Annotated in this window: 15 protein-coding genes; 12 read left to right on the forward strand and 3 right to left on the reverse strand. The window is 65.6% G+C overall.

Features of this window, described 5'->3' with window-relative positions:
- Positions 1 to 613 precede the first annotated feature (613 nt).
- A complete protein-coding gene (locus FHP25_RS31145) occupies positions 614 to 946 on the forward strand; it encodes a hypothetical protein (RefSeq protein ID WP_147850896.1) in 333 nt (110 codons plus the stop codon).
- Positions 947 to 1,079: 133 nt separating this feature from the next.
- Here the strand turns inward: FHP25_RS31145 and FHP25_RS31150 are convergent, their stop codons facing one another.
- Complete coding sequence (locus tag FHP25_RS31150; RefSeq protein WP_147850897.1) at positions 1,080 to 1,853, reverse strand: LuxR C-terminal-related transcriptional regulator; 774 nt, start codon at positions 1,851 to 1,853, stop codon at positions 1,080 to 1,082.
- Between the two features lie 1,134 nt (positions 1,854 to 2,987).
- Here FHP25_RS31150 and FHP25_RS31155 point away from each other — a divergent pair.
- The 11 genes from FHP25_RS31155 (at position 2,988) to FHP25_RS31210 (ending at position 25,441) form a co-directional block, all read left to right on the forward strand.
- Entirely contained in the window at positions 2,988 to 3,209 is a 222-nt protein-coding gene (locus FHP25_RS31155; protein WP_147850898.1) for a hypothetical protein, read from the forward strand.
- 167 nt (positions 3,210 to 3,376) lie between these two features.
- Positions 3,377 to 4,600, forward strand: coding sequence for a GTP-binding protein (locus FHP25_RS31160; protein ID WP_147850899.1), 1,224 nt, complete (start codon positions 3,377 to 3,379; stop codon positions 4,598 to 4,600).
- A 277-nt stretch (positions 4,601 to 4,877) separates the two neighbouring features.
- The gene (locus tag FHP25_RS31165) at positions 4,878 to 14,057 is read left to right on the forward strand and encodes a DUF4082 domain-containing protein (protein WP_147850900.1); all 9,180 of its coding nucleotides are present in this window, start codon (positions 4,878 to 4,880) and stop codon (positions 14,055 to 14,057) included.
- A 222-nt stretch (positions 14,058 to 14,279) separates the two neighbouring features.
- A complete protein-coding gene (locus FHP25_RS31170; RefSeq protein WP_147850901.1) occupies positions 14,280 to 16,037 on the forward strand; it encodes a type I secretion system permease/ATPase in 1,758 nt (585 codons plus the stop codon).
- Complete coding sequence (locus tag FHP25_RS31175) at positions 16,034 to 17,482, forward strand: HlyD family type I secretion periplasmic adaptor subunit (protein ID WP_218578736.1); 1,449 nt, start codon at positions 16,034 to 16,036, stop codon at positions 17,480 to 17,482. The genes FHP25_RS31170 and FHP25_RS31175 overlap by 4 nt, the downstream gene beginning before the upstream one ends.
- Positions 17,483 to 17,928: 446 nt before the next feature.
- Positions 17,929 to 18,663: a LuxR C-terminal-related transcriptional regulator gene (locus FHP25_RS31180; RefSeq protein WP_178133915.1), complete on the forward strand. Its 735-nt coding sequence runs from the start codon at positions 17,929 to 17,931 to the stop codon at positions 18,661 to 18,663.
- Positions 18,664 to 19,663: 1,000 nt separating this feature from the next.
- Complete coding sequence (locus FHP25_RS31190; RefSeq protein ID WP_147850904.1) at positions 19,664 to 20,296, forward strand: XrtA/PEP-CTERM system exopolysaccharide export protein; 633 nt, start codon at positions 19,664 to 19,666, stop codon at positions 20,294 to 20,296.
- A gap of 3 nt (positions 20,297 to 20,299) precedes the next feature.
- Positions 20,300 to 21,784 (forward strand): XrtA system polysaccharide chain length determinant, encoded by a 1,485-nt coding sequence (locus tag FHP25_RS31195; RefSeq protein WP_147850905.1) that lies wholly within the window; start codon positions 20,300 to 20,302, stop codon positions 21,782 to 21,784.
- On the forward strand, positions 21,781 to 22,707 hold the full coding sequence (locus FHP25_RS31200; RefSeq protein WP_178133916.1) for a P-loop NTPase family protein: 927 nt from the start codon (positions 21,781 to 21,783) through the stop codon (positions 22,705 to 22,707). Before FHP25_RS31195 ends, FHP25_RS31200 begins: the two co-directional genes overlap by 4 nt.
- Positions 22,694 to 24,448 carry a porin family protein gene (locus tag FHP25_RS31205; protein WP_178133917.1) on the forward strand — a complete coding sequence of 585 codons (1,755 nt, stop codon included), beginning with the start codon at positions 22,694 to 22,696 and terminating at the stop codon, positions 24,446 to 24,448. Before FHP25_RS31200 ends, FHP25_RS31205 begins: the two co-directional genes overlap by 14 nt.
- A 9-nt stretch (positions 24,449 to 24,457) precedes the next feature.
- On the forward strand, positions 24,458 to 25,441 hold the full coding sequence (locus FHP25_RS31210; protein WP_147850908.1) for an AAA family ATPase: 984 nt from the start codon (positions 24,458 to 24,460) through the stop codon (positions 25,439 to 25,441).
- Between the two features lie 148 nt (positions 25,442 to 25,589).
- Here FHP25_RS31210 and FHP25_RS31215 read toward each other — a convergent pair whose 3' ends face one another.
- Both FHP25_RS31215 and FHP25_RS31220 read right to left on the reverse strand, forming a co-directional pair.
- Entirely contained in the window at positions 25,590 to 26,309 is a 720-nt protein-coding gene (locus FHP25_RS31215; RefSeq protein WP_218578737.1) for a class I SAM-dependent methyltransferase, read from the reverse strand.
- Complete coding sequence (locus FHP25_RS31220; RefSeq protein WP_147850909.1) at positions 26,299 to 26,649, reverse strand: hypothetical protein; 351 nt, start codon at positions 26,647 to 26,649, stop codon at positions 26,299 to 26,301. The genes FHP25_RS31215 and FHP25_RS31220 overlap by 11 nt, the downstream gene beginning before the upstream one ends.
- Positions 26,650 to 26,671 lie beyond the last annotated feature (22 nt).

Raw genomic sequence — 26,671 nt, forward strand, 5'->3', positions numbered from 1 at the left:
CACCGACCATTGCTCATCACTCAGCGGCCGCCTGTTCATTGCTGCAACTCACGCAAAGAACAGCTTTGAATCAAATTTCATTCCGAGTGACAAGTGAGATGTGACTCGGTTTGAAAACAGGCCCTAGCACCGACGGTTGAAGGCGAGTCGCGACTGTCATCCCGGGCGCAGCGAGGGATCTCCTGTGAGTGGCGCACCGTGCGCCCCACGCAGGAGATCCCTCGCTGCGCTCGGAATGACGGATGTATCAGCGACCTGCGATCCCAGCACCAGGCTCCGGATGACTGTGCCGCAGCAGGGGCGTGCCTTCGCAGCCGGACATGCGCGCACCAAGCAGCTCCCACGGTGGGTCGCCCCTCTGCGATTCGGCCGGTCAGGCCCCCGTCACCAGGCCAAGAAAAAAGTTCGCAACAATCGCGCCGATTCAGTCGGCTGGAGGCTCCAATTGCCCTGCCACGTCTCCTGTCAGATTTAGAACTCTTCTATTTTGGCTGTAAAATTGACCTGCCAATTGCCCCGCAAGAGCTATATCAGTGTTATGTGATAGAGTTTCAAATGTGAAATTACGTGAATCGGTTAGCATCGAGAAATCTTGAGTTGGGAGCTATACCAAATGAAAGCAAGTAACTCGAGAAGCACTTCACCACTGGCATCGCGTCTCGTACGAAATGAAAAACTGTTGGCGGAGTTGAGAGAGATTGCGGGCCGCAGTCCCCTCACCACCAGCAAGACCAACACGACCGCTCCCCAGGCCGAGACCCCTTTCGAAATCGATGGCCAGGAATACGCTGCCAGACTGGTCAGTCTTTCTCCGGAAGGAGGAAGGCTCGCGACCGATCACGAACCGCCGATCGGGTCATTGATCCGGATCGGCCGCATCACCGCCCGCGTTGTCGGTCATTTGCCAGACGGGATCGCAATCGATTTCATAGACATCGAGGATTGACGTAACGTACCGCTTCCCGACTGGCTCGGTAGTGAGCTTCATCGGTCGTCTGTGCTGAAGGTCTGGGCTCGGCCGGAGATCGCGTCCGCTCTGGCCGGCCGAACAGAGGCAATGCCTGATCTCGATACCCTGATCAGGATACCAGGTGCGTTTTTCCCTGCCAAACCGCGTCCAGAGGGATTCTGCCTCCGTCAGCCCCGGCTGGACCAACGTGCCCGTCACTGGGCGACCGTGCAGGAAGCACCTGCTGATTATTATATGCCCATACAGCAGCTTGCGTGCGGTTTCTTACGCGTATCTTTCGAAGTATCGCCTTGAGATGAACCTTCACGGTAGCTTCGGCGATGTCGTACCTGCGGGCAATGATCTTGTTCGATTCGCCCTTCATAAGGCACAGTAGAATGTCCGTTTCCCGATCGGAAAGTCTCTTGCAGCTTGAATCGGCGACCGGATCCTGAAACTTCAAAACAGTAGCCTGATCGATGCTTACAAGCTGTCTGCTTTCAAGCGATGACCCAATTTTGGGCATTGGTGGCACGACGGCCCCTCCAAGCATCACAACATCAAGCGATGCAAGTAATGCCTCGGACGATACTGTCCTTAAAATGCAGCCATCTGCCCCTGCACCTCGCAGCTGCTGAATCATCTCCAAGCGATCAATGTCGCTCACGACAACCACTCGTGCGTTGGGACTTTCTTGTTTCGCGCGCTGCACTTGCTCGGGCAAGGTGGCTTCATCCGCGCTGGCGATCAGGATGATCAAATCCAGATCGATGGTTTTCTGCACTGTCTCAATCGCTTCCGATACCCCTTTCAGTTGATAAAGTGTCGGATGAAGCACGCTCCGCAAGCCTTCTCGAAACAACGAGTTCGGCCCGATCAGGGCCGTTGATAGTCGCTGTGCCATTGCAGACCCCCCCGGTGCTCACGGCCAATATTAAGATTACCCCTAGTGCGACAACTTGCCAAGCTTGCGTTGGCCAACTAACACGAAAGGCGTATTCACCATCGACCCCGTTTGCCTTGTTGCGGCGTTCCAGAAAAGGAGATGTCGCTCCTAGCTGGGAACGCATTGTTCAAACCAGGATTTCGTGGGCGTCGACGGAAGCAATCTTGTCGGGTGTCGCTGCCGCCAACCCGGATCTCGCAACAAAGTCGTCCTGGTCGCAGGGCAAAGAACCTCAGCAATACTAATGATCGCCAAAAAGAAGCCCACCACAGTGGCGGCCGGATGGGCGACGTTTGCTGTTCACCTGAGGGCCAGCGGTCTCCGAAGCATTCGTCAACGCGGTCGACCAGCGTCATCATTTCACGACCCCTCGGGCGCGCTTCAAGCCGGATGCAAAGGTGGAGCGTCCACTCGGCGCTCACCACAGATGGAGGCGGGTCCAAGTGCATCGCCGGCACCATGGCCGCTGCAATGTTCCAAGGTGCAACGCGTGAACTCGGCGTTCCGATTAGTCTCTCCCGTGACATGGGCTTCTTCGGAAAGGCCGTCGTCGATGCCGGCAGCCCGTGGGGCTGAAGAAAGCGGTGCCGGCTGATGGATGCGCGATCGATGCAGCCGACAGCGTGCGACGTGATCCGCGCGCATTCCGTAAGCGCGCTTTGGGTTTTATACCCCCGACGAGGGATAACCGGAATCGCCGGAGGCTTGACAAGCAACGCTGCCTAGCATCCGTCAGCCTTGAAGTCATCCCGACCCCGGAGGGCCTCCAGGGCTAGGTCGCGCATGCGGACGACACCCCGGCGGCTCGCGTGCACTCGACTGGCCGGTCGCAGCACACCCCGTTCCCCGCTGCGGCCGGTTGGGCCACATGCCCAATTCCATCGCCACCGTGCGGCGCCGTCTCACCGTCGCGCTCGTCGCCACTTTGACACGATGCCCGTGCTGTGCAGCGACCATCACGCGACAAATATCGTGGGAATTTGTGACTCAGTAGTACTACCCCACTTCGCGGCCTTGAATCACTTCTCGATTCACGCGTGGATATGATGATGACCGTCCCGGAGCAAATTGCAGCAACGAGGGGGGCAAAACTTGATTAACCGTACCCAGATTGAAGCCAGCCTGACCCAACTTTCCGGCACCTACATCCTCATCGTTTCAGATCGCGACGCCGACGAGCAGGGCTGTGTCATCTCACCCATGGAAAGCCACGAGGTCAGCATCGCGCTGATCACCTTGCTGCTGGACCGCTGCGGCGGACTGGACGAGTTGCTCGACCTTGTCATCCGGGTTGACGAACTGAGCATTCAATAGCCACTCTCTTGCGGACAAAGAAAGAGCTGTCAGTCTCACCTCTCGGGTGCGGTGTCCGGGCGCCGCAATCCACAGATCCGAGGCAGTCGGGTCCGGACACTACGAAGGACGCGGCTGGCGCGGCTTCCATCACCAGTATAGCTTCCGCGGACGAAAGCGTGAGAGCCATGCCGACCAAGCTGCCCGTCACCATTCTCTCCGGCTTCCTCGGCTCCGGCAAGACGACGCTCCTCAACCATGCGCTCCGCAACCGCGAGGGGATGCGGATCGCCGTCATCGTCAACGACATGTCCGAGGTGAACATCGACGCCGAGCGCGTGCGCTCCGAGGGTCCCGAGGTGCTGCATCGCGACGAGACCTTGGTCGAGATGACCAACGGCTGCATCTGCTGCACCCTCCGTGGCGACCTCCTGACCGAGGTACGCCGCCTCGCCGCCGACGGCCGCTTCGACTACCTGCTCGTCGAGTCGACCGGCATCTCCGAGCCGCTGCCCGTTGCTGCCACCTTCGACTTCCGCGACGCCGCCGGCATCAGCCTCTCCGATGTCGCCCGGCTCGACACGATGCTGACCGTGGTCGATGCGGCCAATCTCACCCGCGACTTCGCCAGCCACGACTTCCTCCGCGACCGCGGCGAGCAGCGCGACGCCGAGGACCAGCGTACCCTGGTCGAGCTCCTCGTCGACCAGATCGAGTTCGCCGACGTCATCGTCCTCAACAAGGTGACCGCCGCAGACCCCCAGCGGCTGACCGACGCCCGCCGCATCATCCGCAGCCTCAACCCCGGCGCGCGTCTGATCGAGACCGACTTCTGCGACGTTCCGCTGACGGACGTCTTCCACACCGGCCACTTCGACTTCGAGAAGGCTCGTACCCGCCCGCTGTGGGTCCAGGAGCTGAACGGCTACAAGGACCACGTCCCAGAAGCCGAAGAATACGGCATCGAATCGTTCGTCTGGCGTGCCCGCCTGCCGTTCGACGCCCGCCGGATCCACGCCGTCCTCGCCGGCGCCATGCCGGGAGTTCTGCGCGCCAAGGGCTGGTTCTGGGTCGAAGCCGACCCCAATGTGATCTTCGAGTACAGCGTCGCCGGCGGCCTGACGGATATCCGCCCCCTCGGCCGCTGGTGGGCGGCGACCCCGCAGAAGGACTGGCCGACCGGCACCGAGGCCGTCGCCCGGATCCACGCGAACTGGCGTGCCCCGTTCGGCGACCGTCGGCAGGAGCTCGTCTTCATCGGAACCGGCATGGATCGCGCGGCGACAACGACGGCGCTTGAAGCATGTCTCGTATCGTGCCCCCGGATGCCGGTTGCCCCGGGGCGCAATCTTCAAGCCAGGTTTGCCGCCGCAGGCGACGCGAATACCGGCAGTGACCGTGAATCCCGTTGACGGGAGGCGGTTGAAATCCTCGCTTGGCCATTCCCGATCGGTCGTGCTGCACGAGAACAATGCCTTGAATGAATTTTGCGCGCGCGGACATTGTTTTCGTCCGTCACCTAAGAGGGGTTACCACGAATGGCCGCCTGACTCGGGATTTCGTAGCTGGTGGGCGTGAGGCAATATGCACTTACCCGCAGGGTGAGGGGGTGGCGACGGCAGGAGGCCTGCTTTCGCTGTGGAGTGACGTGGGGACTCTGCCCTCGCCAATTCGCGTGTGCGAGGGCGCATGAACGAGATTATCCAAGAAAATGCGATCCTCGAGGGTCGTACCGATCGCTCCTACTGGGACGTAGAGCACAGCACGCAGATCGAAGGTTTCGCCACTGACATGAGCGTCAACGCCGGCACGCGCGTTGACTTCAAGATCAATGTCAATGGCGGCGCGGGCAGCGACTACAAGGTCGAAATCTTCCGTCTCGGCTATTACGGCGGTAGCGGCGCCCGCGAGGTTGCCCAGTGGACGAACACCAACGCCACGGTTCAGCCGAACGCGCTCGTCAACGCCGCAACCGGCACGGTCGACGCCGGCAATTGGTCGGTCACCGACGGCTGGAATGTGCCGTCCGACGCCGTCTCCGGCGTCTACCTTGCCCGTCTGCAGCGCCTCGATTCGAACGGCAACCCGATCGACGGCGCCGTCAACCAGGTCCCCTTCATCGTGCGCAACGATGGCGAGCAGCACGACATCGTCCTGCAGACCTCCGACACGACCTGGCAGGCCTACAATGCCTGGGGCGGCAACAACGGCGTGGTCGGCGCCAACCTCTACGGCGACAAGAACGACAGCATCAACTGGGACCCGATCCCGGGGGCCGGCAACATCGCGCAGGACCGCGCCTACGCGGTCAGCTACAATCGCCCTTTCATCACCCGAGATAGCACAGGCCAGGCCTCGGGCCCGCAAGACTACCTGTTCGGCGCCGACTATGCGGCGATCTATTGGCTCGAGAAGGAGGGATACGACGTCTCCTACATCTCGGGCGTCGACACCGACCGGCTCGGCGCCGACTACCTCAAGAACTACAACGCGTTCATCTCGGTCGGCCATGACGAATACTGGTCGGGCGGCCAGCGCGCGAATGTCGAGGAAGCGCGCGATTCCGGCGTGAACCTGCTCTTCTGGAGCGGCAACGAAGTCTACTGGAAGACCCGCTGGGACGTCGCCTACAGCGCCGACGGCACGGCCTACCGCACGCTCGTCTGCTACAAGGAGACGCTCGCGGTCGCCGACCCCAACGCCGGCCCGCAGGACTATTACAACCTCGATCCGAGCGATACCTGGACCGGGACGTGGATGGACACCCGCTTCCACGGCAACCCGCTCGCCGGCGGCGGCAACCCGCAGGACGTGAACCCGATCACCGGCCTCAACCCGGCCTGCCACTGCGCCCAGAACCAGCTCACCGGCCAGCTGTTCGGCCCCGACGGCACCGGTCAGTTCGGCGGCGCCCTCGACGTGCCGTCGAACTACGGCAGCCTGCGCGTCTGGCGCGACACCCCCGCCGCCAACGGCGGCCAGCTCGACATTGCGCCGGGCATCATCGGCTACGAGTGGGACGTCTCAACCAACGACATCATGCGTCCCGCTGGCCTCATCAAGCTCTCCGAGACGACGCTGCCCTGGGACGGCATCCTGGTCGACCAGGGCAATACCGTCGCCCCGGGCGTGGCGACGCATACCCTGTCGCTCTATCGCACCGAGAGCGGCTCCTTGGTCTTCGGCGCCGGCACCACCTTCTGGACCTGGGCGCTCAGCAACGAGCATGACAGCTCGCCCTACGGTGCCGACATCGAGAATGTCGGCATCCAGCAGTTCGTGATCAACATGTTCGCGGACATGGGGATCCAGCCGGGGGTGGCCGACGCCTTCCTGATCTCGCAGGGGCTGAAGCGCGCCAGCGCGTCGACCGACACCACGCCCGCGGTGGCCTCGATCAACAACCTGCCCGACACGATCGAGGCGCTCTCGGCCGTGACGATCACAGGCACGGCGACGGACATTGACGGCAACCCGCTGACGACCGATGGCAAGGTGGCCGTGGTCGAGGTCTCCGTTGACGGCGGCGCCACCTGGAAGGTTGCGAGCTCCGCCGACGACTGGGCGACCTGGAGCTTCTACTGGTTTCCGACGAGCCAGGGCGCCGCAACGATCGAGGCCCGCGCAATCGACGACAGTCTGAACGTCTACAACATCACCCCGGGCAGCGAGGCCGTCACCATCACGGCCCCGACCACCTTCAGCGCCTTCAGCGGCCGCACGCCAGGCTCGCCGTCCCTGAACAACGATGGGACGACGATCGAGCTCGGCATGCGCTTCGCCGTCGACCGCGTCGGCAGCGTGACCGACCTCAGGTACTGGCGCGGCAGCGGCGACGCCAACGACACCGACGTGCGCGAGGGCCATCTCTGGCGCGCCGACGGTACCCTGCTCGGCACCGTGACCTTCACCTCGGGCCCGGGCCAGGCAGGCTGGCAGGTTGCCAGCCTGTCGTCGCCCGTCACCCTGACGGCGGGGACGCAATACATCGTCTCCTATCGTACCAACGACCATTACGTGTCGACGAACAACTACTTCGTCGATGCGAACGACGTTGCCTTCGATGGTCTCGACAACAATTCCTTCTGGGGCCAGGGCGGCGTCGTGCGCGTCGTCCAGGACGGAGTCGGTGGCACCAACGGCGTCTTCATCTACGGCAGCGGCACGCCGGTCATGCCGTCGCAGTCGTACAATAGCGCCAACTACTGGGTCGACATCACCTTCGACGCCGTCAACGCGCCGGTGAACTCGGCCCCGGTCATCACCTCGGCCGCAGCGCTGACCTCACCAGAGAACCGTCTGGCCGCCGGCACGATCACTGCGACCGACCCCGACGCCAACCCGCTCACCTACGCCATCGTCGGTGGAGCCGACGCCGCGCGCTTCACCATCAACGCCCAGACCGGCCTGCTGCGCTTCGTCAGCGCGCCCGACTACGAGACCCCGGCCGATACGGGCGCCGACAACGTCTACGACCTGACCGTCAGCGTCAGCGACGGCATCGCGCCGGCGGTGACCCAGGCGATCACTGTCACCGTGACTGACCGGGCTGAGGACGGCACGACCGGCTCGAGCGTCTTCGATACGATCGACGCGCCGACAACGATCGTGACGACCGACCCGACGGACTACGAGCTCGGCATGAGGTTCGCGGCGAACGCCGCGGGCAGCATCACCGAGCTGCGCTACTTCCGCGGCGCGGCGGACGCCGGCGACGTCGACACGCGCGTGCTGAACCTGTGGAACGGCAGCGGCACCCTGCTCGAGTCCGTCACCGTCATCTCGACGGCGGGTGAATCGGGCTGGCAGGTCGGCGCCCTCTCGACGCCGATCGCGATCACGGCCGGCGCGACCTACGTCGTGTCCTACGGCACCACGCAGAACTACGCCGCTACCGCCAACTACTTCAGCACCGCCCACAGCGGACCCGACGGCGTGCTGACCGCCGGTGTCTCCAGCGGCGTCTTCGCCGCCGGCACGACCGGCACCTTTCCGACCGGCACCTACAACGCCACGAACTACTGGGCCGATGTCACCTTCGTCCCCGCCCCCAACGTCGCGCCGGTCTTCACCTCGGCTGCAGCGCTGACCTCGCCGGAGAACCGGCTGACTGCCGGTGCGATCACCGCGACCGACGCCAACGCCAATCCGCTCACCTACGCCATCGTCGGCGGGGCCGACGCCGCGCTCTTCACCATCAACGCCCAGACCGGCCTGCTGCGCTTTGTCAGCGCGCCGAACTACGAGGCCCCGGCCGACGCAGACGCCAACAATGTCTACGACCTGACCGTCAGCGTCAGCGACGGCATCGCGCCGGCGGTGACCCAGGCGATCACCGTCTCCGTTGCCGACCGGGCCGAGGACGGCAGCGGCTCGAGCGTCTTCGGCCCGAGCGACGCGCCGACCACGACCCTGACAACCGACCCGACCGACTACGAGCTCGGCATGAGGTTCACGGCGAACGCCGCGGGCACCATCACTGAGCTGCGCTACTTCCGCGGCGCGGAGGACGCCAGCGACATCGACACGCGCGTCCTGAACCTGTGGAACGCCGCCGGCGCCCTGCTCGGGTCCGTCACCGTCACCTCTGCCGCGGGCGAATTTGACTGGCAGGTCGGCGTCCTCTCGACACCGATCGCGATCGCGGCCGGCGCGACCTACGTCGTGTCCTACGGCACCACGCAGAACTACGTCGCCACCGCGAACTACTTCAACACCGCCCACAGCGGGCCCGACGGCGTGCTGACCGCCGGTGTCGCCAGCGGCGTCTTCGCCGCCGGCACGCCCGGCACCTTCCCGACCAACACCTACAACGCCACCAACTACTGGGCCGACGTCACCTTCGTCCCTGCCCCCAACAGTGCGCCGGTCTTTACCTCGGGTGCCGCCTTCACCTCGCCCGAGAACCAGCTGATCGCCCGGACGATCACCGCGACCGACGCCAACGCCAACCCGCTTACCTACGCCATCGTCGGTGGAGCCGACGCCGCGCGCTTCACCATCGACGCCCAGACCGGCCTGCTGCGCTTCGTCACCGCGCCCGACTACGAGGCCCCGGCCGATACGGGCGCCAACAACGTCTACGACCTCACCGTCAGCGTCAGCGACGGCATCGCGCCGGCGGTGACCCAGGCGATCACCGTCACCGTCACCGACCGGGCCGAGAACGGTACCAGCTCGAACGTCTTCGGCTTGGCCGACGAGCCGACGACGACCGTGACAACCGACCCGGCCGACTACGAGCTCGGCATGAGGTTCACGGCGAACGCCGCGGGCAGCATCACCGAGCTGCGCTACTTCCGCGGCGCGGCAGACACCGGCGACATCGACACACGCGTCCTGAACCTGTGGAGCAGCAACGGCACCCTGCTCGGGTCCGTCACCGTCACCTCGACCGCGGGTGAAACGGGCTGGCAGGTTGGCGCCCTCTCGGCGCCGATCGCGATCGCGGCCGGCGCGACCTACGTCGTGTCCTACGGCACCACGCAGAACTACGCCGCTACCGCCAACTACTTCAACACCGCCCACACGGGGCCTGACGGCGTGCTGACCGCCGGTGTCGCCAGCGGCGTCTTCGCCGCCGGCACGCCCGGCGTCTTCCCGACCGCCAGCCACAACGCCACGAACTACTGGGCCGACGTCACCTTCGTTCCCGACACCGGCAACAACAGCGCGCCGGTCTTCATCTCGGGCGCCGCCTTCACCTCGCCCGAGAACCAGCTGATCGCCCGGACGATCACCGCGACCGACGCCAACGCCAACCCGCTTACCTACGCCATCGTCGGTGGAGCCGACGCCGCGCGCTTCACCATCGACGCCCAGACCGGCCTGCTGCGCTTCGTCGCCGCGCCCGACTACGAGGCCCCGGCCGATACGGGCGCCAACAACGTCTACGACCTGACCGTCAGCGTCAGCGACGGCATCGCGCCGGCGGTGACCCAGGCGATCACCGTCACCGTCACCGACCGGGCCGAGAACGGCACGACCGGCTCAAGCGTCTTCGGCTTGGCCGACGAGCCGACGACGACCGTGACAACCGACCCGGCCGACTACGAGCTCGGCATGAGGTTCACGGCGAACGCCGCGGGCAGCATCACCGAGCTGCGCTACTTCCGCGGCGCGGCAGACACCGGCGACACCGACACACGCGTGCTGAACCTCTGGAACGGCAGCGGCACCCTGCTCGGGTCCGTCACCGTCACCTCGACCGTGGGTGAGACGGGCTGGCAGGTCGGCACCCTCTCGGCGCCGATCGCGATCACGGCCGGCGCGACCTACGTCGTGTCCTACGGCACCACGCAGAACTACGCCGCCACCGCCAACTACTTCACCACCGCCCACAGCGGGCCCGATGGCGTGCTGACCGCCGGTGTCGCCAGCGGCGTCTTCGCCGCCGGCACGCCCGGCGTCTTCCCGACCGTCAGCCAGAATGCCACGAACTACTGGGCCGACGTCACGTTCGTCCCCGCCTCCGTTCCGGCGGTGCTGTCGTCGGCGACGGTGGGCCTCAGCGAAACCAACGCGGTGCTGACGACCGGCGGGACGCTGACGATCAGTGACGTCGACAGCCCGGCAACCTTCGTGGCGCAGGCCGGGACGGCGGGGAGCTACGGCACCTTCACGATCGATGCGGCGGGGGTGTGGAGCTACACGGCGAGCTCGGCCCACGACGCCTTCGTTGCCGGGACGACCTACAGCGACGCGTTCCAGGTGGCGAGCGCCGACGGCACGACGACGTCGGTGACGGTGAACATTCTGGGCACCAACGACGCGGCGGTGCTGTCGTCGGCGACGGTGGGCCTCGGCGAAACCAACGCTGTGCTGACGACCGGCGGGACGCTGGCGATCAGCGACGTCGACAGCCCGGCAACCTTCGTGGCGCAGGCCGGGACGGCAGGGAGCTACGGCACCTTCGCGATCGATGCGGCGGGGGTGTGGAGCTACACGGCGAGCTCGGCCCACGATGCGTTCGTTGCCGGGACGACCTACAGCGACGCGTTCCAGGTGGCGAGCGCCGACGGCACGACGACGTCGGTGACGGTGAACATTCTGGGCACCAACGACGCGGCCGTGCTGTCGTCGGCGACGGTGGGCCTCAGCGAAACCAACGCGGTGCTGACGACCGGCGGGACGCTGACGATCAGCGATGTCGACAGCCCGGCAACCTTCGTGGCGCAGGCCGGGACGGCAGGGAGCTACGGCACCTTCACGATCGATGCGGCGGGGGCGTGGAGCTACACGGCGAGCTCGGCCCACGACGCCTTCGTTGCCGGGACGACCTACAGCGACACCTTCCAGGTGGCGAGCGCCGACGGCACGACGACGTCGGTGACGGTGAACATTCTGGGCACCAACGACGCGGCCGTGCTGTCGTCGGCGACGGTGGGCCTCAGCGAAACCAACGCGGTGCTGACGACCGGCGGGACGCTGGCGATCAGCGACGTCGACAGCCCGGCAACCTTCGTGGCGCAGGCCGGGACGGCGGGGAGCTACGGCACCTTCGCGATCGATGTGGCGGGGGTGTGGAGCTACACGACGAGCTCGGCCCACGACGCCTTCGTTGCCGGGACGACCTACAGCGACACCTTCCAGGTGGCGAGCGCGGACGGCACGACGACGTCGGTGACGGTGAACATTCTGGGCACCAACGACGCGGCGGTTGTTTCAAGTGTGGCAATAACCGGGACGCAGATCAGCTTCGTCGCCACCGATCCCGATAACGGGACACTGGCATTGGCCAGTCCCTTTGCTGCTCTATTTGCCAACCCAACGATCACCAGCGGAGCGACAACGAATTTGACGCCCGTGTCGCAAGTGGCGGCTGTTTCGGGCACCCTCCAGGTCACGGATGGCAGCACGACCGCAGATGTGATCGGTCTCTATCTTGGAACCAGCAACGGCGACAGCTTCACGGCTGGTTCTACTTCTACCGCAATATACGGATTCGGCGGCAGCGACATCCTTACGGGCGGCACAGCGGGGGATTTCATCTTCGGCGGCACGGGTGCCGACACGATCGCGGCGGGGGCCGGCAACGACACGATCAATCTGGCCAACGGCGACTTCGCCGCGGGTGAGTCGATCGATGGCGGCGCCAACAGCGACACCATCGTCCTTACCAATGCCACGACGGTGGACTTCAGCGTTGGCACGGTGACGAACGTCGAGGCCTTGACGGGCAGCACCGGCAACGACACCGTCACGCTGTCGGCATTGCAGCTGGCCGGCCTGGGGAGCGTCGACCTTGTCAGCGGCACGGACACGCTGAACGTTGTGGCCACCGGGAACATCTCACAGCTTGCGCTGGCCGCGCTGAGCAACATCGCTACCGCAAAACTCGTCGGCACCGCAGGCACGGACTCGATCACCCTCACCGGCGCACAGCTCGATGCAATCCTGATCGGCGCGGGCACCATCAATCTCGGTTCCGGCACCGGCGACACGATCAACCTGACATCGACGTCCTCCGACCTCAACACCTTGGGCGGCGTTACGGACGCGTCGATCCAGGGGGTGGAGGCGATCTCGGCGGCGACGGCCGGGGCTGGCGTCACGATCACGCTGTCGGGTCAGACCGAAGCCTTCCTGATCACCGGCAGCAGCTTCGCGGATATCATCACAGGCGGCGCGGGTGCCGACACGATCGTGGCGGGTGGCGGCGCCGACACGATCGTGGCGGGGGCCGGCAACGACACGATCAATCTGGCCAACGGCGTCTTCGCCGCGGGTGAGTCGATCGATGGCGGCGCCAACAGCGACACCATCGTCCTTACCAATGCCACGACGGTGGACTTCAGCGTTGGCACGGTGACGAACGTCGAGGCCTTGACGGGCAGCACCGGCAACGACACCGTCACCCTGTCGGCACTGCAGCTGGCCGGCCTGGGCAGCGTCAACCTTGTCAGCGGCACGGACACGCTGAACGTTGTGGCCAACGGGAACATCTCGCAGCTTGCGCTTGCCGCGCTGAGCAGCATCGACACCGGAAACCTCGTCGGCACCGCAGGCACGGACTCGATCACCCTCACCGGCGCTCAGCTCAATACAATCCTGATCGGCTCGGGCACCATCAATCTCGGTTCCGGCACCGGCGACACGATCAACCTGACGTCGACGTCCTCCGACCTCAACGCCTTGGGCGCTACGAACGGATCGATCCAGGGGGTGGAGGCGATCTCGGCGGCGACGGCCGGGGCTGGCGTCACGATCGCGCTGTCGGGTCAGACCGAAGCCTTCCTGATCACCGGCAGCAGCAACGCCGATACCATCACAGGCGGCACGGGTACCGACACGATCGTGGCCGGTGGCGGCGCCGACACGATCGTGGGGGGTGGCGGCGCCGACACGATCAGTGTAGGTGCATCCGACGACAACGTGCGGGATGCCGTACGTTTCACTGCTGCTGGCGACTATGGCGACACGGTCAGCAATTTCGATGTCACTGGAACGAGCGCCCAGGTGGATGTGGTTCAGTTCACGGGTGCTCTAAATGCGCTGTTTGACGACGTCGGCAACAATGATATCTTCACCTTTGCTTCTGGCAACGGCATCAACAACGACAACGTGGCTGTTAACCTCAGTACTGCCGAAGCGCTTTATCTCAGTGGCGCAAATAACGAAGGCGTAGCCAACGCCAGCCTGGGATCGGCATCGGCGGTGGCAGCAGAATTCAACAACGAGTTTGCAATCACGTCCAGCAATGGGCAAGACGCACTCCTGGTCGTAAACGATACCGATGGAAACGGCTTTGCCGTCTGGCAATATGCTGAAAGCACCGGGGGCGCCGAGATTTCGGCCGCCGAGCTCACGCTGATCGGCGTCTTCCAGGCTAATGGCACCGCAACGACCTCAGAATTCCTGCTGCTGTAAGAAGAGCCTGGCGACGAATCGAAGCAGCCACTCTTCCACTTAGAACGGGGGAGAAAAGGTTGAGTCGGGGATTTCCTCGAGCTTGCAGCAACTCTCGCTTCGTGAGAGCGCCGCCCATCTCGCCAACGCCAGGCATGGTCAACCTTATGGCAAAACGCTCCAGAGGGCGAAAATTACCGGGCTGGCGTCGATATTCCGGCAAGCGGAGCCTTGATTGGCATAATGCGCAAACTCAAACCCGATGAACTCGCGCAGGCCCTGCGGTCCTGCCACCGGTATTTCACGACCGCGGGCCTGTTCAGCCTGGGCATCAACCTGCTGTACCTGGCGGCCCCGCTCTACATGTTGCAGGTCTATGACAGGGTGATCGCCAGCGCCAGCAAGACGACGCTGGTGATGCTCACCATCGCCTTGCTGATCGCCTTTGTGACCCTGGCCGGGCTCGACATGGTGCGGGCCCGGGTGCTGGGCCGGGCCGGCGTACGGCTCGACCGGCTGCTGGGCGCCCGCGTGCTGGCGGCGACCTTCGGCCAGGCCAGCCGCGGCGATGGCGTCGGCAGCCAAACGCTGCGCGACTTCGACTCGGTGCGGCTGTTCTTCTCCGGCACCGGCATCAACGCCCTGTTCGACCTGCCTTGGACGCCGGTCTACGTCGTCGTCATCTTCATGCTGCACCCGCTGCTGGGCGGCTTCGCCCTGGCCTGCGTCCTGGTGCTGGTGGTGACAACCGCGATCGCCGAGCGCCTGGCGCGCAAGCCGCTGGCCGGCTCGGTCGAGGCGGCCAACGCCAACTACCGCTTCGCCGAGATGAGCCTGCGCAACTGGGAAGTCGTGCATGCCATGGGCATGCTGCCCGGCCTGCTGCGGCGCTGGGGCCGCGACCGCAACCGCATGCTGGCGCGCCAGGGAGCGGTGGCCAATCGCCTGGCCACCAGTGGCGGCATCACACGCTTCCTGCGGCTGGCCATGCAGTCGCTGATCCTCGGCCTTGGCGCCTACCTCGTGATCGAGCGCTCGGCGACCATGGGCGCCATGTTCGCGGCCTCGATCCTGCTGGGGCGGGCCCTGCAGCCGGTTGAGCTGATCGTCGGCCAGTGGCGCACGCTGGCCTCGACCCGCACCGCCTTCGAGCGCATCCGCGCCCTGCTCGCCGCCAATCCGTGGAGCGACGACAAGCTCACCCTGCCCCGGCCGTCCGGCCGGGTCGAGGCCGAGGGTCTGGCCTATGGCATACGCGGCGCGCCGCGGCTGATCCTGACCAAGATCGACTTCACCATCGAGCCGCACGACGTTGTCGGCATCATCGGTCCCTCGGGCGCCGGGAAGTCGACACTGGCGCGGCTGCTGGTCGGCGTCGTCGCCCCCGTGACCGGCGCGATGCGGCTGGACGGCGCCGACGTCAGCAAGTGGCCGCGCGACATGGTCGGCCCGTACATCGGCTACCTGCCGCAGGACATCGAGCTGTTTGCCGACACCGTGGCCAACAACATCAGCCGCTTCCGCGACGGCGACGACATGGCGGTGATCGACGCGGCCCAGAGCGCCGGCGTGCACGACGCGATCCTGCAGTTGCCGGATGGCTACGACACGCAGATCGGCGACGGCGGCGCGGTGCTGTCGGGCGGCATGCGCCAGCGCCTCGGCCTGGCACGCGCCGTCTACGGCAGCCCGGTCCTGGTCGTGCTCGACGAGCCCAACTCTAATCTCGATGCCGAGGGCGAGGTGGCGCTGTCAGAGTGCATCAAGCAGCTCAAGATGTGGGGCACGACGGTGGTGATCATCTCGCACCGCCCGGCCAGCCTCAACGTGGTCGACAAGGTGCTGGTGCTGAAGGACGGTACCATGGCCGCATTCGGGCCGCGCGACGAGGTCCTGAAGCAGTTCACGCGGCCGGTGCAGGTGAAGGCGCCGCCTCAGGGCGCAGCCAAACCGGTCGCGGCGGCGGGTGGCGCCGTTGCGACGGCGGAGGCTTCGCCATGACAAACTTGCAGATGCCCACGCCCGCCAAGGACCGCGGGCGCATGGCGCCAGCATCCCCCGTGCCCCCCTTGGGCGGCGGCACGGAAAAGGCCCTCACCTTCATGGCGCCAGCGGCGAAATTCAAGCGCGCGGAGGCGGACGAGCTGGCCGAGGCACCGCCCACCGATTCGATGTGGCGCCCATGCCTGGCCGGTTGGCTGATGCTGCTGCTGTTCTTCGGTGGCTTGGGCTACTGGGCCTTCACGGCGCCGCTGAGCGGGGCCGTTGTCGCGACCGGCGTGGTCAAGGTCGAGGGCAACCGCAAGAGCGTGCAGCACTTCGATGGCGGCATCGTCAAGGAGCTGCGGGTCAGGGAAGGCGACAAGGTCACGGTTGGCGACATCATCGTCCTGCTCGACGACACCCAGGCACGCGCCGAATTCGAGGTGCTGTCGCAGCAGTTTCTGGTGCTGCGCGCCACCGAGGAGCGACTCAAGGCCGAGCTGAAGCGGGCCACCGCCATGAGCATGCCGGCCGACCTGGCACGCCACGCCGACAACCCTGACCTCGAGGCGATCTGGAGCGCGCAGGTCGACCAGTTCGACAGCCGGCTCGCGGCGCTGCGAGGCGCCCGCCTGGTGATCCGCGAGAAGATCGCCCAGCTGGAGTACCAGATCGTCGGCGCCGAGGCGACGCTGAAGTCGTACCAGACGCAGATCGCCTCAGTGAAGGCCGAGATGGACGACATCAAGCCGCTGGTCGACACGAAGCTGATCGCGCGACCGCGCTATCTGCAACTGGAGCGCAGTGGCATCCAGCTCGAGGGCCAGGCGGCCGATACGCTGGCCACCATCGCCAAGGCCAAGCAGGCGATCGCCGAGCAGAGCCAGCAGATCGCCCAGCTCGAGAACGACCGCATGACCGAGGTGACGCGCGACCTGCGCGATACCCAGGCCAAGCTGCTGGAGGTGATCCCCAAGCTGAGCAGCGCCAAGTCGGTGCTCAGCCGCATGGAGATCCGCACGCCCTACACCGGCCGCGTGGTCGGGCTCAATGTGTTCTCGGTCGGCGGCGTCATCGGCCGCGGCGAGAAGATCATGGACATCGTGCCGGCCGAGGACTCGCTGGTGGTCGAGGCGCAGATCGCGGTCGAGGATATCAGCGACGTCCGGCCCAACATGCGGGCCGAGATCCACCTGACGGCCTACAAGCAGCGCATCACGCCCATGGTCAACGGCGACGTGATCCAGATCTCGGCCGACCGGCTCACTGACCAGAAGACGGGCCAGCCCTACTACGTGGCGCTCCTGCGGGTCGACCAGAAGCAGCTCGCTGAGCTGCAGAACATCCAGCTCTATGCCGGCATGCCTGCGCAGGTGATAATCCCCACGGTCGAACGTACGGCCTTTGATTATCTGGTGGGGCCTCTGGTGCAGTCGTTCACGCAGGCGTTCCGGCAGCGGTAATCCACGGCACATGGGCAGGCGCCGGCCGGCACGGCAAGGCGTGCGCACCGCAGGCGCAGACTTCGCCGTTCATAGCCCTCACCCTCTGGAGCCCCTGCGATCAGCCGGAGAGACGTCCCTGCCCATCCCCGTGTCACCTGCAGGACAACCACACCCATGGGCGCCTGGCGCAGCCATGGCAGCGACCCGAGCGCTACCCCACCAATCCGGTGCAAATTTCTTGCGCGTTTGTATTACTACTAATGGAGTACTCCCGTCTGACGGGCAGAGCTATCGCGCATGGAATCAATGAGATGTCGCAAGGAGCCGGGAAAGAGGTTCCAAAGGCATCTCTTCTTCCCCGAGAAAAATGATGCTTACACGGTGAACTTACTCAGATATTTTGTGGGTAGGCATCTCTCCACCGGGGATAGAGGGGTAGATGCCTAACGGGGATGGGAGCTAAAATGGCACATAGGCTGTCCGCAGGAGTGATATCCACCGCCTTGATTGGACCGAATTCATTGTTCCGTGAAGGCCTGAAGCGAACTCTGCACCCACCATATCAAGTCAAGACAGTTTCTGAAACAATTGATTTCGTGCAGAAAATTGCCGAGCTGGATCTCGTCATTCTTGTTGCGGATGCCGACCAGGCCGATTTGCCTGCTCAGGTGCGGCGCGTGAAAGAGCAAAATGCGAGTGCACGCGTTGTCGTCATAAGTGACATCGACACGTCCGAAGTCCTATGGCCACTGCTCGTTGCGAGTGCAAACGGATATCTCCTAAAAACAATCTCGCTTGAGGCGTTGCTTGCGTCACTTGACATCGTGATGCTGGGGGGAACCGTCGTGCTCCCAACACCGAGAAACGCTTTCCCGATCGAGAGCACAGACTGCACTGGCCTCGATAAGGGTGGCGTTGAGGCCGAGATCTCAAAGCCCAGCACCGAGCCGGTGTACAAAAAGCTTACCGATCGGGAGATGGAAATCTTGCTGTGCCTTACAAAAGGCGCGTCGAACAAGCAAATTGCCCGCACGTTCTCGATTACTGAAGCCACCGTGAAGGTTCACCTAAAGGCAATACTTCGCAAGATACGTGTGAGTAATCGTACCCAAGCTGCGGTGTGGGCACATCACAATTACGTCGCACACCCTACATCCCCGCCTCAGACCGCGGCGCAGTTTGACGAAATGCTTCACTGATCGTGACGATGCGCTGTCCCGGTTCGAGGCGGCCGGTGCCGGGCGCGATCCTCGCGGACCGTCGTGCCGTCACATCGTTTCGCGTGCTGACGCTCGAGCCCCAATAGCGGCAAGCCCGCTCCCGTCCGGTGCTGCGGTTTTCTTGGCCTCATGTTCGAGGGCCAGGATCTCAATGGCAACGACGTCCTGAAAATGATCTACGACTCGAGCGGCTATCCGGCCAATCCGAATCAATGCCCAGGATCTCAATGGCAACGCCATCCTGAAAATGATCTACGACTCGAGCAGCTATCCGACCAATCCGAATCAATGATCCGACCGATGGTTTGTGACTTGTCGCAAGCCAACCGCCCTCCTGTGAAAAACCAAGCAGTCTGGCGGTGTGTTCCTGACCATTGATCTCGAACGGGATTTCGGTTGGGTTGCTCCCGCTGTCGGCTCGCGGGCCACGGCCTGTGAACTGTCTCATTTCATGCCCTTGAGCGGCTTAGTCTGTTTGTGTAGCGGACTGTAAGGGTCGCGCACGCCAAGTGCAAGCGGTCGGGTACGCATTGTTATTCGGAGGAACCATCGGCGCAAGGGATTTCTGACTCCGGATGAAGCATGATTTGGCGGGGTCGCCCTCGCCACCATCTGCGCTTTCCTGCCGGCACCACCATCGCCTGCGCCCGAGGCCGGCGAACAGGTCGGCCCAAGCGGCGACCACGTCCGTCTCGGTGAATTCGGCCTCGGCGCGCGCCCGGTTGGCGGCGCCGAGCGTGGCCCGCAGATCGCTCCGCATCGCGAGGCTGGCCAGGGCGTCGGCCGGGAGCCGTCCTCCTGGGCCATGACATAGGGACGGTTCACCGCCACGGGCAGCCCGACGCCATCAGACGATCTAATCCAAAAGAGCCAATCGTATCCGGGTCTCTCTGCATTGCGTTGCGCATACGACTCTGAGTAGATTTGACGCCCAGGGTAGAGGGCAGGAACGGTATTCGCCTGCCTTTGCGGGGAGTCGATGCGGTCATCATACGTCTTGAACTGTGTCGTCACGGTTCTTGCCCTTGCCGCGACCGGTTGCACCAGCCCCGCCGCGCCGCCGCCCGACAGCATCGCCGTGCCCACCGGGGTGGACGCGCCCCAATATGTGATCGGCCCCGGCGATGCGCTGGATGTCTTCGTCTATCTCGCCCCCGAGCTGAGCTCGACCGGCCTGCCGGTGCGCCCGGACGGACGCATCTCGCTGCCTTTGGTGCCCGATCTCGTTGCCGCCGGCCGCTCACCCACCCAGCTCGCCGCTGACATCACCACGCGGCTGCGGCAATTCGTGGTCGACCCCACTGTCACGGTGATGGTGCGCAGCTTCGTCGGCTCCCCGGCACAGCAGGTGCGCATCATCGGCGAGGCCACCCAGCCGCGCACCCTGCCCTATCGCGAGGGCATGACCGTGGTTGACGCCATCATCGAGGCGCGCGGCCTGACCCGCTATGCCGCCGGCAACCGTGCCGAGATCATCCGCCGCGACGCGCCCGGCGCGCCGCCGCGCAGACTGCGCATCCGCCTCGACGACCTGATGCGCGGCGGCGACACCAGCCAGGACGTACCGCTGCGCCCGGGCGATACCATCGTGATCCCGCAGAGCTGGTTCTGAACCATGGCCGCCGTCGACCTCGTCCGCCGCTACTCCGCCGCCGCCTGGCGGCACCGCTGGAAGGCCGTGGCGCTGATCTGGCTGGTGGCGCTGCTCGGCTGGACCGTCGTGCGCATGCTGCCGGACCGCTACATCTCCACGGCGCGCGTTTATGTTGACGCCGATGCTGTGCTCGGCGTGATGCTGCGTGGCATCGCGCTGGACAGTCTCCCCGCCGCGCAGGTGGAGGTGCTGCAGCGTACCCTGGTCAGCCGCCCCAACCTCGAAAGGCTGGTGGACCGCACCGCGCTGTCGCAACGCGTCGCCGCCGGCGACGATCGCGAGAAGACAATCCAGGCGCTGGCCCGCGACCTCCGCTTCGGCATCCAGACCAAAAACCTGTTCACCGTGGAGTATCTTCACACCGATCCGCGCGTCGCGCATGAGGTGGTGCAGCAGGTGGTGGACCTGTTCCTCGAAATGGCCAGCGGCTCCGACCGCCGCCAGATGGAGAATGCTCGCGCCTTCCTGCTGCAGCAGCTCGCCGCGTATGAGCAGCAGCTGCGCGAGGCAGAGCGTCGCCGCACGGAATTCATCGCGCGCTATCAGGATTTGCTCGCGCTGAACGGCAGCACCTCGCGGCTCGACGTCGTACGCGCGCGCATCCAGGCGATACGCGGCGAATTGTCGGATGCGATCAGCCGCCGCACCCTGCTGCTGCAGCAGATCGCCGCCCTGCCCGCCGTAGCGGCGCCTGCCACCGCCGGTACCGTCGCCTCCACGGCCGAGGCGGAGCGGCGCCTGATGATCCTGCGCCAGCGCTATACCGAGCAGCACCCGGAAGTGGCCGCAGCGCGCGCCGCACTTAGCGCTGCCCGCGCCGTGGGCGATACGGAGCGCGCTGCCGCCGGCACGCCGCGTACCGACCCGATGCGCGAGCAGCTGATGGTGCGCATCGTCGATACCGACTCCCAGATCGCCTCGCTGGAACGCCAGTTGCGCGACCTGGAAGCGCAGAGCAGCCGGCTGGAGGAGATGGCGCGCAACGCACCCGACGTACAGGCGCAATTCGCCAATCTCGATCGCGACTTCAACGTCATCCGCCGCAACTACGAGGAACTGCTGAGCCGCCGCGAGGCAGTGAACATCGCCGAGGCCGCGCGCACCGGCACCGACCGCGTGACGCTCGAAGTGATCGATCCGCCGACTGCGCCGTCCAGCCCGGCCAGTCCCAACCGCCTGATGCTGTCGGCAGGGGTGCTGCTGGCGGCGCTCGGCGCTGGCGGCGCGCTGCTCTTCCTGCTGGTGCAGCTCGACACCAGCTTCTATACGCTGCGCGAGCTGCGCGGCATCGGCCCGCCGGTGCTCGGCGCCTTCTCCGCCCCGTCGCGCGGCCGGCTGCGCCTTGCGGACGTCGCGCTTCTCATCCTCTGCCTGCTGCCGCTTCCCCTTGGATGCGTCGTTGCCGCCATCGGGCCGCTCAAACTCATGGCGAGGTTCGCTGCATGAGCCCGTCCTTTCCTCGGCGTCCCCATCTGGTCGAACGTGCCGCCGAAGCGGCCCGCGCCGCCATGGCGGGCGATACGCCCCTCGCCCGCGCGCCGCGACCGCCTCTGGCACCGGTGCAGGCGGTCCCCACGGCGGTCGAGGTGGTGGTGCCGCCGGCTCCCCGCAGCCAGTCTGCCGGTCCACCCGGCCGCGACGAGCCCGCGCCGATCACCTATGCCCTGCTGCGGCGCGCTGGCCTGGTCAGCGAGGCGGGCCCTGCGCGGGAGGAGATCGCGCTGGTCCGCGAGCAGGTGCTGCGCAGCGTCGAGGTCACGCCTCCGGCCAAGGAGCGGCAGGCACGGCTGGTGGTGATCACCAGCGCCCGCAGCGGCGAGGGCAAGTCCTTCGCCGCGCTGAACCTCGCCGCGAGCATCGCCGAGGGGACGTATCGCCCTGTCATCCTGGTAGATGCCGCGCGGGGCACCGCCTCGCTCACCACCCTGCTCGGCCTGCACAGCGCGCCGGGGTTCGACCAACTGCGCGATACGGGCCGCCTTGCCCCCGCCGGGGTGCTGCGGCGCACCGCGATCCCTGGCCTCTTCGTCCTGCCGCATGGCACGGCCGAGCCGCCCGGCGCGCAGGGCGGCGCCATGGCGGGGCTGCTTCATCTCGCCGAGCGGCTGCCGGAACATATCATCCTGCTCGACACGCCGGCCTGCCTGGAATCCAGCATCGCTGGCCTGGTCGCGGCGTCGGCCGGTCAGGTGGCGTTGGTGGTGGAGGCGGAACGCACCAAGCGAGCGGAAGTGGAAGCGGCCCTCGACATTCTCGATGCCTGCCCGACGCTGCAACTCCTGCTGAACCGCTCGGCGCTGCGGGTCAGCGACCGATTCGGAGGACGCGCTCCGGGCGCGGGCGAAGCGACGGTCGGTGCCCAAGCCTGACGCTGCCCTGCCGGCCGGCCTGGTGGCCCTGCTGCTCGCGCTGCCTGCCGCCGCGCAGACCGCCGCACCGCCGAGGGGTGCGGCGCCTGCGCCGGCCGTCAGTGGCGAAGGCCCAGCCGCGCCGGTGGCCGCGCCCGCCGTCAGCGGCGAAGGCCCAGCCGCGCCGGTGGCCGCGCCCGCCCTGCAATCGCCGGCGCTCGGCCCGCTTGGCGGCCGCGATACCCCGGTGGGCACCCGCTCCTTGGCGGGCGGCACGCTGCCGGGGTTCACGAGCATCGCGCCGGGTCTCGGTGTCGTCGGCATCAGCACCCCCTTCGACCTCGGCAACCGGCCCTATGCCATCCGGCCCTCGATCGGCATCGAGGTTCTCGCCACGAACGATGTGTCCCAGACCGACGGGCGCAGCAACGTCGTCACCACCATCGCGCCCAGCCTCGAGGCGGCGGTGGATACGTCGCGTCTGTTCGGCTCGCTGCGCTACACGCCGGCACTGCGCCTCTACGGCACCCATATCAGTCAGAACGACGTGGACCAGGTCGGCGACGGGCGGCTCCTCGCCGCGCTGGTCCCGGGCTTGTTCTATCTCGACATGCGTGGGGCGGCGAGCGTGGTGTCAGTCAGGCCCGGGGTGATCCCCGGCAGCGGGCAGTTCGTCGGCCGGCGCGACACCTCGCAGACCTACACCGCGCAGGTCACGCCATTTCTGGCGTACCGCTTCGGCAGCGCGGCCGCGCTGCAGGTCGGCTATTCCTTCCAGTATTCCCGGCAGAACGGGGCCAATTCCAGCCAAAGCAGCCTGAACGGCCTGTCCGAAGCGTACACCGCGCATCGCGGCTTCGCGGTGCTGCGCAGCGGCGAGGATCTCGGCCGGCTGGCGCTGCAAGCGCGCATCGACGGCACCAGGTTTGTCGGCAACGGCATCTATGACGACGCTCACCGCTTCGTCGCCGCGCTGGAGACACGCTACGCCATCCTGCGCAGTGTCGCCCTGCTCGGCGAGATCGGCTACGAGAACCTGAAATATGCCGGCACCAGCCCGCGCAGCATCGAGGACCCGATCTGGTCGGTCGGGCTGCGGCTGACGCCGAGCCCGGATTCTATCGTCATCGTCCGCTATGGCCGGCATAGCGGCTTCAATTCCTTCAGCCTGAATGCGGGCGTGGCCCTCGGCGCACGTACCGACCTCTTCGCCACCTACAAAGAGAGTCTTTCTACGTCACTCAGCGAGGCGCAAGACCTGCTCGCCAGCACCACCATTGATGCGCTTGGCAACCCGGTGGACAGCCAGTCCGGCGCGCCCGTCGTGCTGATCCCCCCCTTCCTCGGCCTTTCCGACACGCTCTTCCGGATGCGCATCGGCACGGTGTCGCTGCGCTATCACTGGCCGCGCGACGTCTTCACCCTGTCCGGCACCTGGCAGAAGCAGGATCCTGTCACCTCCGCCAGCACCGCCGAGTCCGCCATCTCCAGCCACGGGACCTATGCGACCTTCAGTTGGAGGCATGAATTTTCGCCGCGCACCACCGGGATGGCGACGGTGCAGTATGGCCGCGTCAGCTCCGCGCAGTTCGGCCAGGGCGACGGAAATGTCTATTCGGCAGCCGCGACGCTGGCCCACGAGCTGAGCGACAAGCTCACCGCCAGCCTGCAATTCTCCTGGACCCGCGACACCGCCCGCACCACCGCCTCGGAGACCAAGCAGCAGTTCGTCTTCCGCGCCGGCCTGCGCCGAACCTTCTGAGGCAGCGCCATGGATCACTACCTGTACGGATTTCGCGAGCCACCTTTCCAGATGACGCCGGATGTACGGCTGTTCTTCCCCAGCACGGTGCACAGCCGTGCCTATGCGCATCTGCTCTACGGCCTGTCGCAGCGTGAAGGCTTCGTCGTCGTTACCGGCGAGGTGGGCGCGGGCAAGACCACGCTGATCGAACGGCTCTGCGCGGAATTCTCCACCAAAGGCCCGACCATCGCGCGGGTGATGACAACGCAGGTCGAGGCCACGGACCTGCTCCGCCTCGTCGCCATGGCCTTCAGCGCTCCGGCCGAGGGCGGCAAGGCGGAGCTGCTGCAGGGCATCGTCGCCGCGCTGCGCCGCGGCGTCGCTGAAGGGGGCCGGCGCCAAATCCTCATCGTGGACGAGGCGCAGGCCCTTCCGGTCGCCTCGCTCGAGGAGCTGCGCATGCTCTCCAACGTCACGGAGGGCGAGCATGCGCTGCTGCAGGTGGTGTTGATGGGCCAGCCGCAGCTGCGCCACACCCTGGCGCGGCCGGATCTCGACCAGCTCCGCCAGCGCGTCCTCGCCGCCTATCACCTCGCCGCCCTGACGCGTGAGGAGACGCACCTCTACGTCCGGCACCGGATGACCTCGGTGGGCTGGACCGGCTATCCTGCCTGGGAGCAGACAGCGCTCGACCTGGTGCATGAGCATTCCGGCGGCATCCCGCGCCGGATCAACCGGCTCTGCGCGCGGGTGCTGCTGGCCGGCGCGCTGGAGCATGCCGCCGTGCTGACCGCCGATCTGGTCGGCATCACCGCCGACGAGCTGATGCAGGATCTCGGCGTGATCTGCGCCGAAGCGCCGCCGCCATGTAGCGCGCAGGACCGCGCCACGTTGCACGCCCTCACCGAGCGCCTGGGCCAGCTGGAACGCGCGGTGGGACGCCGCGGACGCATGGCGCGCCGCCTGCAGAAGCTGTGGGGGCAACTCGCCGCCCCGGGAGACCGCGCATGAGCCCACGCCGCGGCGCCATGTCCGCCGACGTGCAGGACTGGCTCCAGGTTCAGGCCTTCGCCGGCATCATCCCGCCGCGGCCTGGTCTACATCATCTTCTGTAGGGAATGGCTCAAACGCCATCCATCTGTGCTTTACAGAACTCAGGCTAACGCCGAACTGCAATCAGTGACTTCGTCAAACCTGCAAAGCGCTCCGAAACGATTTCGCTCGCGGGAAAATAATACTTCATATGGGTGCGGCTGAGCAACTCGGTCCACAGGACGGCATCCAGGGGATCGTCGAGATTGCCGCCCATGGACTTCGTGTAGCTCAACGGCCAGCGTGCTGCCACGTGCTGTCGCAGGGCGATGGGCAGGAACTGGAGCCCCGGAAACACGAAGTGCGGCTCGATTGGAAAGTATCGGTACGGGGTCTGGATCCAGTGCCTGGATCCCAGCGTCTTCACCGTCTCTGCGAACGCCAGGCACCGATCGTGCCCGCCGACGTGCTCGATCGTGGAATTCGAGAACACCAGATCGTAGTCGTTTTGCAGACCCAACTCCGCGGCCTTGCAAGCGTCGCCAGTGACAACCTCGACCCAGTCGGTCGCAGGCGAATTCGATGTGGCGAGATTGACCACGGTCAACGACCTGGGTCGGATCGGCGAGGCTGACCAGAACTGAGGCGTTCCTCCGAGATCCACGACCTTCAGCCGTTCAAGGTCCGGAAAGGTTCTCAGGAAGAGGTTCCATCTCCGCGCACGTGCCCGTCCCGCCAGTGATGATGACGACGTGCCTGCGACCAGATTCCGCACGAGTTGAGCGACACGCGCGCGGCTCGCGACAGCGGACGATTGGTCGATGGATGACGCGTTGTCAGAGTGCATTGAGATGCTCCTGTTCGCAGAATCCCCGCGGGGGCCTAGAAGCGCTGAGAGACCCGAGAATCCGGCGGGCGTTCTTGTCCTCGACGAGGCGGGACTTTGTGAGACGATCGAGGGCGCGGATACCGGCGGCGAAGTCGTCGATGGCGGGGAGGTGCTCGAGATAGTGGCGATCGTGCTTGAAAAAACTGACATCGTTGGTCGTGGTCTCGATGCGCAGGATGCAGCCGATCTTGTCGTACATCTTGATCGAGGCACTGGCGAAGCGATGCTCGATGCAGGTGCGTTCGATGCGCACTCCCAATAGCCGATCAGCGTAGCGTTCTGCCAGCGGCACGGTCATCGCTACCTCGACAGCTTCCGCA

This window comes from Vineibacter terrae, assembly GCF_008039615.1.
Classification (GTDB): Bacteria; Pseudomonadota; Alphaproteobacteria; order Reyranellales; family Reyranellaceae; genus Vineibacter; species Vineibacter terrae.

What these genes read in the sequence shown, in the direction of transcription:
- FHP25_RS31145 (WP_147850896.1), top strand. Translation starts at nt 614, where the DNA reads ATGAAAGCAAGTAACTCGAGAAGCACTTCACCACTGGCATCGCGTCTC.
- FHP25_RS31165 (WP_147850900.1), top strand. Translation starts at nt 4,878, where the DNA reads ATGAACGAGATTATCCAAGAAAATGCGATCCTCGAGGGTCGTACCGAT.
- FHP25_RS31170 (WP_147850901.1), top strand. Translation starts at nt 14,280, where the DNA reads ATGCGCAAACTCAAACCCGATGAACTCGCGCAGGCCCTGCGGTCCTGC.
- FHP25_RS31160 (WP_147850899.1), top strand. Translation starts at nt 3,377, where the DNA reads ATGCCGACCAAGCTGCCCGTCACCATTCTCTCCGGCTTCCTCGGCTCC.
- FHP25_RS31150 (WP_147850897.1), bottom strand. Translation starts at nt 1,853, where the DNA reads ATGGCACAGCGACTATCAACGGCCCTGATCGGGCCGAACTCGTTGTTT.
- FHP25_RS31175 (WP_218578736.1), top strand. Translation starts at nt 16,034, where the DNA reads ATGACAAACTTGCAGATGCCCACGCCCGCCAAGGACCGCGGGCGCATG.
- FHP25_RS31215 (WP_218578737.1), bottom strand. Translation starts at nt 26,309, where the DNA reads ATGCACTCTGACAACGCGTCATCCATCGACCAATCGTCCGCTGTCGCG.
- FHP25_RS31180 (WP_178133915.1), top strand. Translation starts at nt 17,929, where the DNA reads ATGGCACATAGGCTGTCCGCAGGAGTGATATCCACCGCCTTGATTGGA.
- FHP25_RS31190 (WP_147850904.1), top strand. Translation starts at nt 19,664, where the DNA reads ATGCGGTCATCATACGTCTTGAACTGTGTCGTCACGGTTCTTGCCCTT.
- FHP25_RS31200 (WP_178133916.1), top strand. Translation starts at nt 21,781, where the DNA reads ATGAGCCCGTCCTTTCCTCGGCGTCCCCATCTGGTCGAACGTGCCGCC.
- FHP25_RS31195 (WP_147850905.1), top strand. Translation starts at nt 20,300, where the DNA reads ATGGCCGCCGTCGACCTCGTCCGCCGCTACTCCGCCGCCGCCTGGCGG.
- FHP25_RS31210 (WP_147850908.1), top strand. Translation starts at nt 24,458, where the DNA reads ATGGATCACTACCTGTACGGATTTCGCGAGCCACCTTTCCAGATGACG.
- FHP25_RS31220 (WP_147850909.1), bottom strand. Translation starts at nt 26,649, where the DNA reads ATGACCGTGCCGCTGGCAGAACGCTACGCTGATCGGCTATTGGGAGTG.